The organism is Solwaraspora sp. WMMA2059, from assembly GCF_027497315.1.
Classification (GTDB): Bacteria; Actinomycetota; Actinomycetes; order Mycobacteriales; family Micromonosporaceae; genus Micromonospora_E.
Map to the genome: position 1 here is coordinate 3,805,349 of NZ_CP114908.1, position 15,992 is coordinate 3,821,340.

At 72.7% G+C, this 15,992-nt stretch carries 13 protein-coding genes; 7 read left to right on the plus strand and 6 right to left on the minus strand.

Annotated features, from left to right (window positions below; all coding sequences use genetic code 11):
• Positions 1 to 77: 77 nt before the first annotated feature.
• From O7553_RS17315 to O7553_RS17330, 4 genes are all read left to right on the plus strand, one after another.
• Positions 78 to 1,940: a DUF2079 domain-containing protein gene (locus O7553_RS17315; protein ID WP_281555643.1), complete on the plus strand. Its 1,863-nt coding sequence runs from the start codon at positions 78 to 80 to the stop codon at positions 1,938 to 1,940.
• Positions 1,941 to 1,991: 51 nt separating this feature from the next.
• A complete protein-coding gene (gene lipB / locus O7553_RS17320; RefSeq protein WP_281550778.1) occupies positions 1,992 to 2,633 on the plus strand; it encodes a lipoyl(octanoyl) transferase LipB in 642 nt (213 codons plus the stop codon).
• 122 nt (positions 2,634 to 2,755) lie between these two features.
• Positions 2,756 to 3,697 (plus strand): lipoyl synthase, encoded by a 942-nt coding sequence (gene lipA, locus O7553_RS17325; protein WP_281550779.1) that lies wholly within the window; start codon positions 2,756 to 2,758, stop codon positions 3,695 to 3,697.
• Positions 3,698 to 3,741: 44 nt separating this feature from the next.
• A complete protein-coding gene (locus tag O7553_RS17330) occupies positions 3,742 to 4,431 on the plus strand; it encodes a DUF4191 domain-containing protein (RefSeq protein WP_281550780.1) in 690 nt (229 codons plus the stop codon).
• Positions 4,432 to 4,510: 79 nt separating this feature from the next.
• Here the strand turns inward: O7553_RS17330 and O7553_RS17335 are convergent, their stop codons facing one another.
• Positions 4,511 to 4,855, minus strand: a complete 345-nt coding sequence (locus O7553_RS17335; protein ID WP_281550781.1) for an RDD family protein — start codon at positions 4,853 to 4,855, stop codon at positions 4,511 to 4,513.
• A 262-nt stretch (positions 4,856 to 5,117) separates the two neighbouring features.
• Here O7553_RS17335 and glnA (O7553_RS17340) point away from each other — a divergent pair, with 262 nt between their 5' ends.
• A complete protein-coding gene (gene glnA / locus O7553_RS17340) occupies positions 5,118 to 6,542 on the plus strand; it encodes a type I glutamate--ammonia ligase (protein ID WP_281550782.1) in 1,425 nt (474 codons plus the stop codon).
• A 99-nt stretch (positions 6,543 to 6,641) separates the two neighbouring features.
• Here glnA (O7553_RS17340) and mptB read toward each other — a convergent pair whose 3' ends face one another.
• Genes mptB through O7553_RS17355 form a run of 3 tightly spaced genes read right to left on the minus strand, consistent with a single transcriptional unit; the run spans position 6,642 to position 11,995 of the window.
• Complete coding sequence (mptB, locus tag O7553_RS17345) at positions 6,642 to 8,144, minus strand: polyprenol phosphomannose-dependent alpha 1,6 mannosyltransferase MptB (RefSeq protein WP_281550783.1); 1,503 nt, start codon at positions 8,142 to 8,144, stop codon at positions 6,642 to 6,644.
• The gene (locus O7553_RS17350) at positions 8,137 to 11,229 is read right to left on the minus strand and encodes a bifunctional [glutamine synthetase] adenylyltransferase/[glutamine synthetase]-adenylyl-L-tyrosine phosphorylase (RefSeq protein WP_281550784.1); all 3,093 of its coding nucleotides are present in this window, start codon (positions 11,227 to 11,229) and stop codon (positions 8,137 to 8,139) included. The genes mptB and O7553_RS17350 overlap by 8 nt, the downstream gene beginning before the upstream one ends.
• Positions 11,230 to 11,236: 7 nt before the next feature.
• Positions 11,237 to 11,995, minus strand: coding sequence for a type 1 glutamine amidotransferase (locus tag O7553_RS17355; protein ID WP_281550785.1), 759 nt, complete (start codon positions 11,993 to 11,995; stop codon positions 11,237 to 11,239).
• 226 nt (positions 11,996 to 12,221) lie between these two features.
• On the opposite strand from O7553_RS17355, the gene O7553_RS17360 reads away from it, so the two are divergent.
• Both O7553_RS17360 and O7553_RS17365 read left to right on the plus strand, forming a co-directional pair.
• A complete protein-coding gene (locus O7553_RS17360) occupies positions 12,222 to 13,133 on the plus strand; it encodes an LD-carboxypeptidase (RefSeq protein ID WP_281555644.1) in 912 nt (303 codons plus the stop codon).
• Positions 13,134 to 13,249: 116 nt separating this feature from the next.
• Positions 13,250 to 13,756 (plus strand): hypothetical protein, encoded by a 507-nt coding sequence (locus O7553_RS17365; protein ID WP_281550786.1) that lies wholly within the window; start codon positions 13,250 to 13,252, stop codon positions 13,754 to 13,756.
• A 110-nt stretch (positions 13,757 to 13,866) separates the two neighbouring features.
• Here the strand turns inward: O7553_RS17365 and O7553_RS17370 are convergent, their stop codons facing one another.
• Both O7553_RS17370 and glnA (O7553_RS17375) read right to left on the minus strand, forming a co-directional pair.
• Entirely contained in the window at positions 13,867 to 14,292 is a 426-nt protein-coding gene (locus tag O7553_RS17370) for a DUF350 domain-containing protein (RefSeq protein ID WP_281550787.1), read from the minus strand.
• A gap of 76 nt (positions 14,293 to 14,368) precedes the next feature.
• Positions 14,369 to 15,721, minus strand: a complete 1,353-nt coding sequence (glnA, locus tag O7553_RS17375; protein ID WP_123602782.1) for a type I glutamate--ammonia ligase — start codon at positions 15,719 to 15,721, stop codon at positions 14,369 to 14,371.
• Positions 15,722 to 15,992: the final 271 nt, after the last annotated feature.

Sequence of the window (15,992 nt, forward strand, 5' to 3'; positions counted from 1 at the left end):
TCGGGCGAAATTGGTACTCTCCGCCGGTGCCGACCGCTCCGTCCCCACTGCCCGACAGCGCCGCGACCACCCGGCCGGTGACCAGCGGCCGGTTGAGGGGCCGGGCCGGCGGCCCGGCCCGCTGGCGCGCCGACCTGGTCGTCGCGGTGGTCGCGGTGGTCCTCGCCGGCTGGGTCACCAGCGGGCTGTGGGCCGGTCCGGACAGCCGGGCGATCACCGTCAACTCCAGCGACCAGGCGCTGTTCGAGTGGCTGCTCGGCTACGGCGCCTACGCGCTGACCCACGGCGAGAACCCGCTGTTCACGTACCTGCTCAACGCCCCCGACGGGGTGAATCTCGCGGTCAACACCTCGATCACCGTGTACGCGGTGCTGTTCGCGCCGCTGACCTTCCTGATCGGGCCACCGGCGACATTCCTGGTGATCCTCACCCTCAACCTGGCCGGCACCGGCTTCACCTGGTACTGGCTGCTGTCCCGGCTACCCACCGGCGACGACGGCGCTCCGTTCGTGCCGTCCCGGCTGGCGGCCGCCGTCGGCGGACTGTTCTGCGGCTTCGCGCCGGCCATGGTGTCGCACGCCAACGCCCACCTGAACTGGACCGCCGGCTGGCTGGTGCCGATCATCGTCTGGCGGGTCCTCGCGCTGCGTGGGCGCCCCGGGGCCCGGCCGCTGGGCCGGGGCGGCTGGGTGCGCAACGGCCTGATCCTCGGCGTAGCCGTCGCGGCGGCCTTCTCGATCGCCGCCGAGGGCCTGTTCTTCACCGCCCTGGCCTGCGGCGTGTTCCTCGGCGTCTGGGCGCTGGACCGCAGCCGCGCCGCCGAGGTCCGCGACGCGCTCCCCCGACTGCTGCGCGGCCTGGCGCTCACCGCGGTCGTGGCGACCGCACTGTTGGCGTACCCGTTGTGGTTGCACTTCTTCGGCCCGCAGGTGTTCCACGGCACCGGTTTCGACGCCCGGGTGCACAGCGAGGACCTCCTCGCCTACGGGGCGTTCCCGGAACGCTCGCTGGCCGGTGTCGCCGGGCTGGGCACCGGGCTGGCGCCGAACGAGACCGAGGAGAACAGCTTCTTCGGCGTACCGCTGCTGATGTTGACCGTCGGCTGCCTGGTGCTGCTCTGGCGGGCCGCCGATCCCGGTCGGCGAGCGACGCTGCGGGCCCTCGCCGTCACCGCCGCCGTGTTCGCGGTGCTCTCCCTCGGCCCCCGGCTGAAGATCGGCGGGACGATCACCGACATCCCGCTGCCGTACGCCCCGCTGGCCGGCGCTCCGGTGTTCAACGCCGCGCTGCCGGCCCGGCTGGCCATGGTGGTCACCCCGGTCATCGGCATCCTGCTGGCGCTGACGCTGAGCCTGCTGCTCACCCGTCGGGCCGGCGGGCAGGCGCGGTACGGCCGGTGGTGGGCCGCGGCGTTCGTCGCGGCGCTGCTGCCGCTGACCCCGGCCAGTCTGCTCACCATCGAACGGGAGCCGATCCCGGACTTCATCACCTCGGGTGCCTGGCGTGACCACGTCAGCCAGGGCAGGGTGCTCGCCCCGGTACCGTTCACCCTCGATGTGCTACCCGACGGTCAACGTTGGCAGGCGTACGCGTTCGCGCACCGGCAGGGCGAGTTCGCCATCCCGTCCGGCTTCTTCCTCGGCCCCGGCGGACCGGACGGCCGGGGCCGGATCGGACCGGTCCCCCGGGCCACCGACGGGCTGCTGCACGAGGTCGCCCGCACCGGCGTGGTGCCGCCGATCACCGACGCCGACCGGGCCGCCGCCCGCGCCGACCTGCGGTACTGGGATGCCGAGGCGGTGGTGCTCGCCGACCGGGTGCACGGGGCGAAGTTCCCGGTCGACGCCGAGGCGCTGCTGACCGCGACCACCGAACTGCTCGGCCCGCCGCAGCGGGTCACCGACGTCTGGCTCTGGCCGGCGCCGGAGGGCGGCTGGTGAGCCGGACCACGGACCGACCCGACCGACCGGTAGCGGACTAGGCTGGACGACGTGACCAGCATCATTTCCCGCCTGCGCGGGGTCCGAGCCGGCGTCGTCGACTACCAGACCGCCTGGGCGGAGCAGCGTCGACTGCACGCCGCCGTGGTCGCCGGCGAGGAGCCGGACACCGTGCTCCTGCTGGAGCACCCGAGTGTCTACACGGCTGGCAAGCGCACCGAGCCGTGGGACCGCCCGGTCGACGGCACCCCGGTGGTGGACGTCGACCGGGGCGGCAAGATCACCTGGCACGGCCCGGGGCAGTTGGTCGGCTACCCCATCGTCCGGTTGTCGGAGCCGATCGACGTGGTCGCCTACGTACGCCGGGTCGAGCAACTGCTGATCGACGTCTGCGCCGAATTCGGGCTGGCCGCCACCCGCCTCGACGGGCCGAACCACAGCGGGGTCTGGGTGCCGGCCGACGACCGTGGACCGGCCCGCAAGGTGGCGGCGATCGGCATCCGGGTCGCCCGCGGGGTCACCCAGCACGGTTTCGCGATCAACTGCGACCCGGACCTGACGGCGTATGACCGGATCGTGCCGTGCGGTCTGCGCGACGTCGGTGTCACCTCGCTGAGCGCCGAGCTCGGCCGGCCGGTGACCGTCGCCGAGGTGCTGCCGGTCGTCGAGCGCCACCTGCCCACGCTCGGCTGAGCCGACCGCTCTCGGGTCCGCCGGCCGATCGATGCCTCGGGTGAGCCAACTCACCCGGTGAGCGGTGGCCGCACGGTCGCCTGGCCGCCCGAGCGGGCACCGGCCGGCGTAGGCTGGCAAGGGTGACCATTGCTCCGGAGGGACGACGCCTGCTGCGCCTGGAGGTCCGCAACGCCGAGACCCCGATCGAGCGCAAACCCCCGTGGATCAAGGTCAAGGCCAGGATGGGGCCGGAGTTCACCGAGCTGCGCGGGCTGGTGCAACGGGAAGGGTTGCACACCGTCTGTCAGGAGGCCGGCTGCCCCAACATCTACGAGTGTTGGGAGGACCGGGAAGCCACCTTCCTCATCGGTGGGGACCAGTGCACCCGGCGCTGCGACTTCTGTCAGATCGACACCGGCAAACCGGCCGAGTTCGACGCCGACGAGCCCCGCCGGGTCGGCGAGTCGGTCGCGGCGATGGGTCTGCGCTACGCCACGGTCACCGGGGTGGCCCGCGACGACCTGCCCGACGGGGGTGCCTGGCTGTACGCCGAGACCGTCCGGCAGATTCACGCGCTGCAGCCCGGCTGCGGCGTCGAGTTGCTGATCCCGGATTTCAACGGCGACGCCGGCCAGCTCGACGAGGTGTTCGCCGCCCGACCGGAGGTGCTCGCTCACAACGTCGAGACGGTGCCCCGGATCTTCAAGCGGATCCGGCCGGCCTTCCGGTACGAGCGCTCGCTCGACGTGCTCACCCGGGCCCGCACGGCCGGCCTGGTGGCCAAGTCCAACCTGATCCTCGGCCTCGGCGAGGAGCGCTCCGAGGTGTCGCAGGCGCTGCGCGATCTGCACGCCGCCGGGTGCGAGCTGATCACCATCACCCAGTATCTGCGCCCGACGCCACGGCATCACCCGGTGCAGCGCTGGGTCAAGCCGGAGGAGTTCGTCGAGCTGCGCGAGGAGGCCGAGCGGATCGGCTTCTCCGGGGTGATGAGCGGCCCGCTGGTGCGTTCGTCGTACCGCGCCGGCCGGCTCTACCAGCAGGCGCTGCGCCAGCGCGAGGCCCAGCCGCTGGCCGGCTGACCGCCCGGTGAACGGCTTCGCCCCCGGCAACTAGACTGCCTCGCATGGCGAAACCCCAGGAGAAGGTGTCGTTCGGCCAGCGGCTGAAGCAGATCGGCATGGTGTTCTCGTTCACCGCCAAGCGCGACAAGTGGTTCGTCCCGCTGGCGGTGGCCGCCGTCGTGCTGCCGCTGGCGATCACCGTGCCGGTGACGCTGAAGCTGGGGTGGATGTGGCTGCCGGTCGGCATCCTGGTGGCGCTGCTCGCCGTACTGATCGTGCTGAACCTGCGGTCCAACACGGCGATGATGAACGTCGCCGAGGGCCAGCCGGGTGCGGCGGCCTCGCTGCTGGAGAACATGCGCGGTGACTGGCGGGTGACGCCGGCGGTCAGTTCGACCACCCAGATGGACATGGTCCATCTGGTGATCGGGCGGCCCGGGGTGATCCTGCTCGCCGAGGGCAACCCGCAGCGGGTCCGGGGGTTGCTCGGTCAGGAGAAGCGGCGGCTGGCGAAGGTGATCGGCAGTGCGCCGCTGTACGACTACGTGATCGGCACCGACGAGGGCGAGTTGTCGATCCGCAGGATGCGTACGACGCTGATGCGCTTGCCGCGCAACCTGACCGGCAAGGACGTCAACGCGTTGGACAAGCGGCTGACCGCGTTGTCGGCCCGGCCGCAGTTACCCAAGGGCGCCATTCCGAAGAACATGCGACCGCCGAAGGGCGCTTTCCGGCAGACCCGGGGCCGCTGACCGCCGGTCGCCGCAATGACGGCGCGGTGCGGTGGGCCGGGCGGTGCGGTGGGCCGGGCCGGGCGGTTGCGGTCGTGGGTCAGCTGGGGACGGCGACGACGACCGAGCCGGCGGCCCGGTCGTGCAGGCCGCGTCGCCGCTCGTCCATCACCAGCGGCGGGATCACCAGGGCCAGCAGCAGTCCGCGCAGCAGTGCCCGGGGTACGCCGATCCGGCCGCCGTCGGCGGCCGAGACACACCGGATCCGGGCCAGCCACATTCCCGGGGTCTGGGCGAACAGCCCGAGGAAGATGCCGTACTCGGCGATCAGCACGACTACCGGTGGCCAGCCGGACCGGGCCGGGTCGGCAAACAGGCTGGAGATAAGCACACAGAGTAGCCAGTCAATCACTAGGGCACCGGTGCGGCGAAGCAGGCTGGACACCTTGGCACCCGACCCCGCCGGACCGTCCGTCGCCCCACCCGCAGCCGCATTTGCGCTAGCCGCCACGCTGCTCCCCCTTCCGATACCCACGAACGGCCAGACTAGCCTGGGCCATCTGCCGTATCCTGCGGGGGACGATTGGTCGGGATCACGCTCCGCAGGGGACGTAACACGGCGGAAACATTAGAGACACGGTGGGGCAACTCCGCGGCCATAGCGTCGCGACCAGCATAGCCATCAGTGCGACGTGCCAGGAGGACGTGTGTTCGCCAATCCCGAGGAACTACTGCGGTACCTCAAAGACGAGGGCGTGAAATTCGTCGACGTACGCTTCTGTGACCTGCCCGGCGTGATGCAGCACTTCAACTTGCCGGTCGAGTCGGTCGACGAGGACATTTTCACCACCGGCCTCGCCTTCGACGGGTCTTCGATCCGTGGTTTCCAGGCGATCCACGAGTCGGACATGCTGCTGCTGCCGGATGTCGCCACCGCATTCATCGACCCGTTCCGGATCGAGAAGACGCTGGCGCTCAACTTCTTCATCCACGACCCGTTCACCCGGGAGGCGTACTCCCGGGACCCGCGTAACGTGGCCAAGAAGGCGGAGGCCTACCTGGCGGCGAGCGGCATCGCCGACACCGCCTACTTCGGACCCGAGGCGGAGTTCTACATCTTCGACTCGATCCGCCACGAGACCTCCGCGAACCAGGCCTACTACTACATCGACTCGATCGAGGGCTGGTGGAACAGCGGTCGCGAGGAAGAGGGCGGCAACCGCGGGTACAAGACCAACTACAAGGGCGGCTACTTCCCGGTGCCGCCGGTCGACCACTACGCCGACCTGCGTGACAAGATCGTCCGCAAGCTGATCGACACCGGCTTCACCGTGGAGCGGTCGCACCACGAGGTCGGCACCGCCGGCCAGGCCGAGATCAACTACAAGTTCTCCACCCTGCTGCACGCCGGCGACCAGCTGCAGCTGTTCAAGTACATCGTCAAGAACACCGCCTGGGCCAGCGGCAAGACCGCGACCTTCATGCCGAAGCCGCTGTTCGGCGACAACGGCTCCGGCATGCACACCCACCAGAGCCTCTGGCTCAACGGCGAGCCGCTGTTCTACGACGAGACCGGCTACGCCGGCCTGTCGGACACCGCCCGCTGGTACATCGGCGGTCTGCTGCACCACGCGCCGTCGCTGCTGGCCTTCACCAACCCGACGGTCAACTCCTACCGTCGACTGGTGCCGGGCTTCGAAGCACCGGTCAACCTGGTGTACTCGCAGCGCAACCGGTCCGCCTGTACCCGGATCCCGGTCACCGGCAGCAACGCCAAGGCCAAGCGGGTCGAGTTCCGGGTGCCGGATCCGTCGGCGAACGTCTACCTGGCCTTCTCCGCCATGCTGATGGCCGGCCTGGACGGCATCAAGAGCAAGATCGAGCCGCCGACGCCGATCGACAAGGACCTGTACGACCTGCCGCCGGAGGAGTGGGGCAACGTCAAGCAGGTGCCGGGTTCGCTGCCGGCCGTGCTGGACTCGCTGGAGGCCGACCACGACTTCCTGCTCGAGGGTGGGGTCTTCACGCCGGACCTCATCTCCACCTGGGTCGACTGGAAGCGGTCCAACGAGGTCGACCCGGTCCGCCTGCGGCCGACCCCGCACGAGTTCGCGATGTACTTCGACTGCTGATTCCGGCCGCGCCGGTCCAGCAGTGGGCGACGGCGGTGGGGGCGGGCCTCGGCTCGCCCCCACCGCCGTTTCGTTGCCCGGACCTCCTCCAGCCGCCCGTCAGCTCGCCCCGGGGCGCCGGGCGGACCGGACCGCCCGCACCACCAGCACCACGATCAGGGCGCACATGGCGACCGTGCCCGGCGCCTTGGTGAGCGCGGCGACCCCCGTGCCGTCCGGCAGGACCAGGAAACCGGCGACCGCCACCGGCACCAGAAACCACCCGGTGCGGTACGCGGCACCGGCCAGCAGCGCCAACGGCCAGCTGAGGTACCACGGGTAGACGACCGGCGCGGCAAGCACCGTGGCGGCCAACGCCAGCCCCGCCCCGAACACCACGGTCCCCCGGTCCCAGGTCTGCGGTGGGCCGACGGAGTCCGCCACCGGCACGGCACGACTGTCCGGGCCCCGCCAGCCGGCCAACGGTCCACCGCCACGCCACACCCGCCACCACAGCCACATCAGGAAGCCGGCGAGCAGCGCCAGGCCCACCGCGCGGGCCGGCCCGACCGCGTCCAGTCGCACCCCGAACAGCCGCCCCAGGTAGTCGATCAGCAGCCCGACGGCGGTCGGCGGCGAAATCCACTGCCGCGAGTCGCCGCTGTGGGTCAGCCCGTCCACCCAGCCCAGGCCGAGCCCGGACAGCACGGTGGTGGCTGTGACCGCGCCGACCACCCCCGCCACCACCAGCGCCCCGGCCCGCACCAGGGCGGCCGGGCGGCGCGGCCCGGCCACCGCGAGTGCCGCCGCGAACGGCACCACCACCAGCGCGGTCGCCTTCACCGCGACGGCCAGCCCGAGCAGCAGCCCGCCGGCGACGGCCGCCATCGCGGGCCGGCGGGCCGATCCGGCGGCGATCACCCACAGCGCCGCGACCAGCAGGCCGACCATCAACGCGTCGTTGTGCGCCCCCGACACCAGGTGGATGAGCACCACCGGGCAGCCGACGGTCAACCACAGCGCCCGGCCGGCCGGCAGGCCGCACCTGGCGGCCAGGCCGGGCAGCGCAACCGCCACCAGCACCAGCCCGGCCACGGCGGTCAACCGCAACGCCAGCAGGGCGCCGGTCAGGCCGGCACCGACCGCCACCGCCAGCCCGGCGAGCCAGACGAACAGCGGCCCGTACGGGGCCGGGGTGTCGCGCCACAGCGGGGCGACCGCGTCGACCCAGGGACAGCCCTGCCCGGTCACCCCGGCGTACGGGTCGCCGCCGTCGCGCAGGATCCAGCCCTGGCAGGCGTACGAGTAGGCATCCCGGCTGCCCAGCGGCGGTGCCACCAGCAGCGGCACCACCCAGAGGCCGACGGTGGTCAACGCCCACTGTACCGACGGCACGCCGTGCTGGGCCGACCACCAGGCCCACGTCATCGCGCCGGTGCCGGCGGCCCAGGCGAGCACGCTGAGCACGCCGGTTCCGCTGGTGAAGACCGCCCAGCCGGCGGCCGGTGGTTCGGGCAGCGCGCCGCCCAGGCCGGCGGCGACCGCGAGGGCGACCGCGCCGGCCAGGCCGACGTAGCGGATGAGGTGGTACCGCGTCCCGGGCTCGCCGCAGCGGTCAGGCACCGAGGACCCGCTCCGCCGCGGCCCGGCAGCGGCGGGCGGTCCGCAGGTAGTCGTCTAGGAACTGGCCGGGGTCGGTGCCGCCGAGCAACCGGACCACCCCGGCCAGCTCGGCACCGTGCCGGGGCAGCTGGTCGGTGGCCCGGCCCCGGACCAGCATCAACGCGTCGCGGACCCGGGAGGCGAGGACCCAACCGTCGCGCAGCGCGGTCGCGTCGGCCCGGTCGACCAGGTCGGCGTCACGGGCCGCAGCCAGCGCGACCAGGGTACGGGTGTCACGCAGCGCCGGCACCGCGTGCCCGTGCCGCAGCTGGGTCAGCTGCACCGCCCATTCGACGTCGGCGAGCCCGCCCCGGCCGAGCTTGGTATGGGTGGCCGGGTCGGCGCCGCGCGGCAGTCGTTCGGTCTCCACCCGGGCCTTGATCCGGCGGATCTCGACGACCTGCTCCCGGCTCAACCCGCCGGCCGGGTAGCGGACCGGGTCGGCGACGGCGACGAACTCCTCGCCCAGCGACGGGTCGCCGCAGACGAACCGGGCCCGCAGCAGCGCCTGCGCCTCCCACACCTTCGCCCACCGGGCGTAGTACTGGGCGTACGCCGCGAGGCTGCGCACCAGCGGCCCCTGCCGGCCCTCGGGGCGCAGGTCGGCGTCCACCCCGAGCGGCGGGTCGGGGGCCGGCATGCCGAGCAGTCGGCGCAGCTCCTCGGCGACCGCGCGGGCGGCCGCGCTGGCCTCGTCGTCGGCGAGGCCGGGCGGCGGGTCGTAGACGAAGAGCACGTCGGCGTCGGAGGAGTAGCTCATCTCGTACCCGCCGAGGCGGCCCATGCCGATGATCGCGAACCGCAGACCGCCCGGCGGCGGCACGGTCTCGACCGCGACCCGCAGCGCGGCGGCGAGCGTGGCGTCGGCCACGGCGGACAGCCCGGCACCGACGGCGGCCACTTCGAGCCGGCCCCGGGCCTCCCGGGCCGGGGCCAGAGCGCCGGCCCGGTTGAGCACGTCGGCGCAGGCCAGCCGGAGCAGTTCGCGGCGGCGCAGGGCCCGCACGGCGCGGACCGCCTGGACCGGATCCGGCGGCTCGCCGCCACCGCTGCCGAGGTGGCGGGCCGCGGCGGCGTCGAAGCCGGTGCGCAGCACCGCCGCGTCGCGCGGGGTGAGCTCGGCGTCGGACGCCAGCATCCGCAGCGCCTCGGGCTCGCGGGCCAGCAGGTCGGCTGCGTACCGGGACAGCCCGAGAGTGCGGGCGAGCCGGCCGGCTACCAGGCCTTCGTCGCGCAGCAGCCGCAGATACCAGGGGGTGCTGCCGAGCTTGTCGGACACCTGCCGGTAGCTCAGCAGCCCTCGGTCCGGCTGGGGGGCGTCGGCGAACTCCTGCAGCAGCACCGGTAGCAACGTGCGCTGGATGGCGGCGGTCCGGGAGACGCCGCCGGTGAGGGCCTCCAGGTGCCGCAGCGCCCCGGCCGGGTCGGCGAAGCCCAGCACCTCGAGCCGACGCCGGGCGGCCTGCGGGGTCATCCGCAGCGACTCGGCCGGCACCCGGGCGACGGATTCGAGCAGCGGCCGGTAGAGCAGTTTGGCATGCAGGCGGCGTACCTCGGTGGCGTGACTGACCCAGTCGGCCCGGAACGCCTCGACGACGTCGGTTTCGGGGGTCGAGGCGTAGCCGAGGGCCTGGGCGAGCCAGCGCAGCGCCACCGGGTCGGCCGGCACGGTGTGGGTACGGCGCAGCCCCTGCAGTTGCAGCCGGTGCTCGACACCGCGCAGGAACCGGTAGCCACGCAGCAACGCCTCGCCGTCGGCGCGGCCGACGTACCCGCCGGCGACCAGGGCCCGCAGGGTGGGCAGCGTGCCGGGGGCCCGCAGCGTCTCGTCGACCCGACCATGCACCAGCTGCAGCAGCTGGACGGCGAACTCGATGTCGCGCAGCCCGCCGGGGCCGCGTTTGATCTCGCGTTCCAGCTCGCGGGGCGGGACGTTCTCGATGATCCGGCGGCGCATGGCCCGCACGTCCTCGACCGCCTCCGGACGCTCGGCGGCGTGCCAGACCAGCGGCGACAGCAGCCGAATCCACTCCTGCGCGAGGTCACGGTCGCCGGCCGCCGGCCGGGCCTTGAGTAACGCCTGGAACTCCCAGGTCCGGGCCCACCGCTGGTAGTAGGCGAGGTGGCTGGCGAGGGTACGGACCAACGGCCCCCGGTTGCCTTCCGGGCGCAGTGCGGCGTCCACCGGCCAGGCCACCAACCCGCAGATGTGGATCAACCGGGTGGCGACGGTGGTGGCGACCGTCAGGTCGGCGTCGTCGGCGGCGACGAAGATCACGTCCACGTCGGAGACGTAGTTCAGCTCGTCGCCGCCGCACTTGCCCATCGCCACCACGGCGAGGCCGGGCGGATCGCTGCCGTCGGGCAGCTCGGCGACGGCGATGGCGTACGCGGCGGACAGGGTCGCGTCGGCCAGCGCGGACAACGCCGCCATGGTCTGTTCGAGACACCGCCCGCCGGTCAGGTCGGCCGCCGCGATCCGCAGTAGGGCCAACCGGTACGCCCGGCGCAGCGCGGTGACTGCCGCCGCGCCGACCAGCGGGGTCGACGCGGCGTCGGCATCGGTGATGGCCGGGGCGACGTCGAGGACACCGTCGGCGGCGGGGGCCACTCCGTTCTCGGTGGCGAGCACCGACCACTGGTCCGGGTTGGCGACCAGATGGTCGCCGAGACTGGACGAGGCACCGAGGACGGCGATCAGCCGCCGACGTAGCCCCGGGTCGGCGTGCAGGGCGTCGAGCACCGGCGACCCGCCGGCACCGGCGCCACCGGTGCCGTTGCCGGTGTCGTCGTTGCCGGTGGCGGCGTCGCGCCGCTGCGCCTCGACGAGCCGGTGCAGCTGACGCAGCGCCAGATCGGGGTCGGCGGCCCGGGACAGCGCGGTCAACAGTTCGGCGGCCGGCGGGTCGACCGGCTGCTGCGCCTGCACCTGCCACAACCCGAGCCCGTCGGGGCCGAGCAGGTCGGCGGCCCGGACGGTGTCTGTACCGCTGACGTCGAAGCCGTACCGGGCGAGCCGGCCGGTGGCACTGGTCGGTCTGGTCATCGGGGGCCTAACTGCCGAGCAGCGGAAGGGTCCGGGGGATGTCCGAGTCGGGCAGCTGGCCGAGGGCGAGCGCGGCGAACCGGACGGCGAACGGTTGCCAGACCTCCTCGATGTCACCGAGCACCTCGACGCAGGCGTCGACGACCACGTCGGCGGGCAGGCGCAGCTCGGTCAGGATGGTGGACCCAGCCGCCCAGGTGCTGACCATGTCCCGGTCGCACTCGATGTGGAACTGCAGCCCCCAGGCCCGGTCACCGAGGCGGAATGCCTGGTGGGGGTAGTGCGTGGAGGCGGCGAGCAGCACCGCGCCGTGGGGCAGCTCGGTGATCTCGTCGACGTGCCACTGCAGCACGTCGGGTGCGAGGGGCACAAACCGGAACAGCGGGTCGGTGGCGGCGGCGTCGCGCTTGCCGACCAGCGCGGGCCCGATCTCCGGGCCGGCGGCGCTGCGTTCGACGGTGCCGGCGTGCGCGGTGGCGAGCAGGTGGGCACCGAGCCCGATGCCGAGGGTCGGGATCCGGTGGCGGACGGCCTTGCGCAGCAGCCCTTCGACCGCAGGCAGCCAGCTGGCGGCCGGGTCCGGACCGACTGCGGACGGACGGCCACCGAGGACGATCACCGCCGGTCGGTCGGCCAGGTCGGCCGGGACCGGGTCGTCGGCGTACGGGCGGCACACCTCGATCGGCAGGCCGGCTTCGGCGAGCCACTCCCCCAGCCGTCGCAGGTCGTCGGTCGGGTCGTTCTCGATCACCAGAGCGCTGCCCACGTGTCGAGGCTATCCAATCGGCCGGGGCGGTGACCGTAGGTGGTGCCTGCGTGCTCGCGGTTGCGTACTCGTAAAATCTGCTCGCTCGGACCGGGACCAGATCTGCTCGCTCGGACCGGGAACCTCGCGTAGTCTCGCGCCGGTGACCGACCCGCGACCGGCCGACCGCCGAGGTGGCGAGCCGCGTTCCCCAGCGGCTGAGCCGGTCCGACCTGGCGCTCCGACGCTGCACCCGCCCGCGCTGCGACCCGGTGACGAGGTCCGGATCGTGGCCCCGGGTGGGCCGGTCGCAGCGGAGCCGGTCGAGCGGGGGATGGCCGTGCTGGCTGCCTGGGGCCTGCGGCCCCGGTTGGGCCGGCACGCGCTGGGCCGGCACGGTTTCCTGGCCGGCACCGACCGGCAGCGGGCCGCCGATCTCGCCGAGGCGTTCGCCGATCCGGCGGTACGGGGCGTCGTCTGCGCCCGGGGCGGCTACGGCACCCAGCGGGTGGTGGACCTGCTGGACATGGCGGCGGTACGCCGGGATCCGAAGGTGGTCTGCGGCTACTCGGACATCACCGCGCTGCACCTGGCGCTGTGGCGGGGTGCCCGGTTGGCGACGCTGCACGGGCCGGTGGCGGCATGGGACGACGAGCGGACCCCGGCGGTGTCCGCCGGGTCGCTGCGCCGGGCGCTGATGGAGCCGGTGCCGACGGTGCTCACCCGGTCGCCGGACGAGGCCGGCGCGGCGGTGCTGGTGCCGGGTCGGGCCGACGGCACCCTGCTCGGCGGCAACCTGACCGTGCTCGCGGCCTCGGTGGGCACCGCCGACCTGCCGGACCTGACCGGGGCGATCCTGCTGATCGAGGAGATCGGTGAGCCGCCGTACCGGGTGGACCGGCTGCTCACCCAGCTGCGCCGGGCCGGTGCGCTGGAGCACCTGGCCGGGGTCGCGGTCGGCCAGTTCACCGACTGTGCCGACCGGCACGGGGTGGACGTCGCGCAGGTGCTGGGCGAGCGGCTGGGCGACCTCGGTGTACCGGTGCTCGGTGGGCTGCCGCTCGGGCACGGGCAGACCCCACGCACCGTCGGCCTCGGCGTACCAGCCACCCTCGACGCCGCCGCCGGCACCCTCACGGTCTCCCCCGCCGTGCGCTGACCTGAGCTGGCCGGACTCTCAGCCCACTGACAGCTTCGGCACGGGTTGCGTTGAGGGCGGCCGGGCACCGTCGGTCAGGTCATCGCACCACACCGAGACGACATCCGGAGGTCGACTTGTCCAGAAGGATCACGAGGAAGCGGGCGCTCGCCGGCCTGGCTGCGGCGGGCGTGCTCAGCGTCGGGATCGCGGCGCCGACCATCGCCTTCGCGCAGGAGGGCGCCGAGCCGAGTGCAAGTGCCAGCGCCGACGGATCGACCGGCGAGGAGCGCCGGGCGGCGAAGACGACCGAGTTGGCTGAGGCGCTGGCCGCGGAACTCGGCGTCTCCGCCGACGACGTCACCGCCGCCCTGGAGAAGGTCCGTGAGGAGCGGGCCGGCGACCGGCCCGAACGCGGAGATCGGCCGGAGGGGACGGCCGACCGGCAGGCCGCGCTGCAGGAGCGGCTCGACGCGGCGGTCGCCGATGGGAAGCTCACCCGGGCCGAGGCCGACGCGGCGCTCAAGGCGTACGAGGAAGGGGTGCTCGCCGGCCCCGGACGCGGCGGTGGTCCGGGCCGTGGCGGCCCGATGGGCGGTACGGACGAGGAGCCGAACGCCGCCGAGTCGCCGGACGGCACCTGACCCGATCCCGCCCCCGAAAGGTCCTGGCGCCGGAACGCCCTTCGCGGGGTTGCTCCGGCGCCAGGATCGTCTTCGCGCCGGCCGGCGGCGGCCGGGGACGACGAGCCGGCTCAGGCGATGCAGGCGCAGACGATCAGGGCGGCGCCGAAGTGCGACGCGGCGCTGACCCGGGCGGCGGGGTGCGGCTCGTCGGAGCAGACCACCGCGCCGAGCCGGCCGGGGGTCAGCCAGTCGAGCACGGCGAAGGCCAACGCCATGATGCCGAGCCCGATCAGTCCGAAGAGGACTGTCGAGGCGAGCCCTTTGGTGAACGACGGGTAGCTCGTCAGGATCGCGGTGAAGACGATGCCGGCGACGCCGAGCTGGTTGGCGGCGAGCAGCAGCGCCGCGTTGCCGTTGCGCTGAACCCAGATCAGCTCGCGCAACTTCCCAGGGGTGAGCCAGTCGACCACCACGAAGCCGGCCGCCATCAGAGCGACGCCGACCGCTCCGAAGACGATGCTCTGCCAAGCTCCGGTGAGCAGATCCTCCAGCACGCACGTTCCTCCCGATCGGGTCGCCGCGGGGGCGGCGAGTGTCGGGAGGGACGATAGCGTGGCGGCGCCAGCCTGCTCAGAGCGCGCCGAGGTAGCGGCGACGCTCGTACGGGGTGACCTCGCGGCGGTACTGCTCCCATTCGGAGCGCTTGTTGCGCAGGAAGAAGTCGAAGACGTGCTCGCCGAGCACCTCGGCGATCAGCTCCGAGCTGGCCATCACCTCGATGGCCTCGGAGAGGTTCTCCGGCAGCGACTCGTACCCCATCGCCTTGCGCTCGGCGGCGGACAGCGCCGACACGTCGTCCTCGGAGCCCGGCGGCAGCTCGTAGCCCTCCTCGATGCCCTTGAGGCCGGCGCCGAGCATCACCGCGAAGGCCAGGTACGGGTTGGTCGCCGAGTCCAGCGAGCGGACCTCGACCCGGGCCGAGTTCGGCTTGCCGTACGCGGGAACCCGCACCAGCGCGGACCGGTTCAGGTGCCCCCAGCACACGTACGCCGGGGACTCGGTGATCCGGTCCGGCAGCGCCTGCGGGAACAGCCGCTTGTAGGAGTTGACCCACTGGTTGGTGACCGCGGTGTACTCGCGGGCGTGCACCAGCAGTCCGGCGATGAACGCCTTGGCGACCTTGGAGATCTTCATCGGATCGCCGGCGTCGTGGAAGGCGTTGCGCTCGCCCTCGAACAGCGACAGGTGGGTGTGCATCCCGCTGCCCGGCTGGTCGGTGAAGGGCTTGGGCATGAAGGTCGCCGCGACGCCGTGCGACAGGGCGACCTCCTTGACCACGTGGCGGAAGGTCATGATGTTGTCGGCGGTGGTCAACGCGTCGGCGTAGCGCAGGTCGATCTCCTGCTGGCCGGGAGCCACCTCGTGGTGGCTGAACTCGACCGAGATGCCGATCCGCTCCAGGGCGAGCACCGCCTGGCGGCGGAAGTCACGGGCCACCGCGTGGGTGGTGTGGTCGAAGTAGCCGCCGGAGTCGACCGGCACCGGGGTGGACCCGTCGGCCGGGCTGTTCTCCAGCAGGAAGAACTCGATCTCGGGATGGGTGTAGAAGGTGAAGCCCTTGTCGGCGGCCCGGGACAACGCCCGGCGCAGCACGTGCCGGGGATCAGCCCAGGACGGCGTACCGTCGGGCAGCAGGATGTCGCAGAACATCCGGGCGCTCTCGCCGCTGACGCCGCCCTCGAACGGGAAAACCTGAAATGTGGTGGGATCCGGCATGGCGACCATGTCGGACTCGAAGACCCGGGCGAACCCTTCGATGGCGGAGCCATCGAAGCCGATGCCTTCTTCGAATGCTGCCTCAAGCTCCGCCGGCGCGACCGAGACGCTCTTGAGCGTGCCGAGCACGTCGGTGAACCACAACCGAACGAAACGGATGTCGCGCTCTTCCAGAGTACGGAGCACGAACTCCTGCTGACGGTCCACGTCTACCCCTCGTGACACTGGTCTGCCCGGACCGGTTCCATTCTCCGCGCTGCTGCCCTCCAGCGCAGGACCAGGTGCTGTCGGCTCCCACCTGAGCTGCCCAGTCTTTACCGACCTCGTTACACCGACGTTACGGGACCGCTCCGGTCGCGCACCTGGCGGGGCCAGCCGACAGTCCATACCATTCCGGCTCTTTGCTACCAATCGTCACGAAGGGGATATTAGACCACGATCACCGGGGCGCACCGGGGCATGTCCGCACAGTCACCTG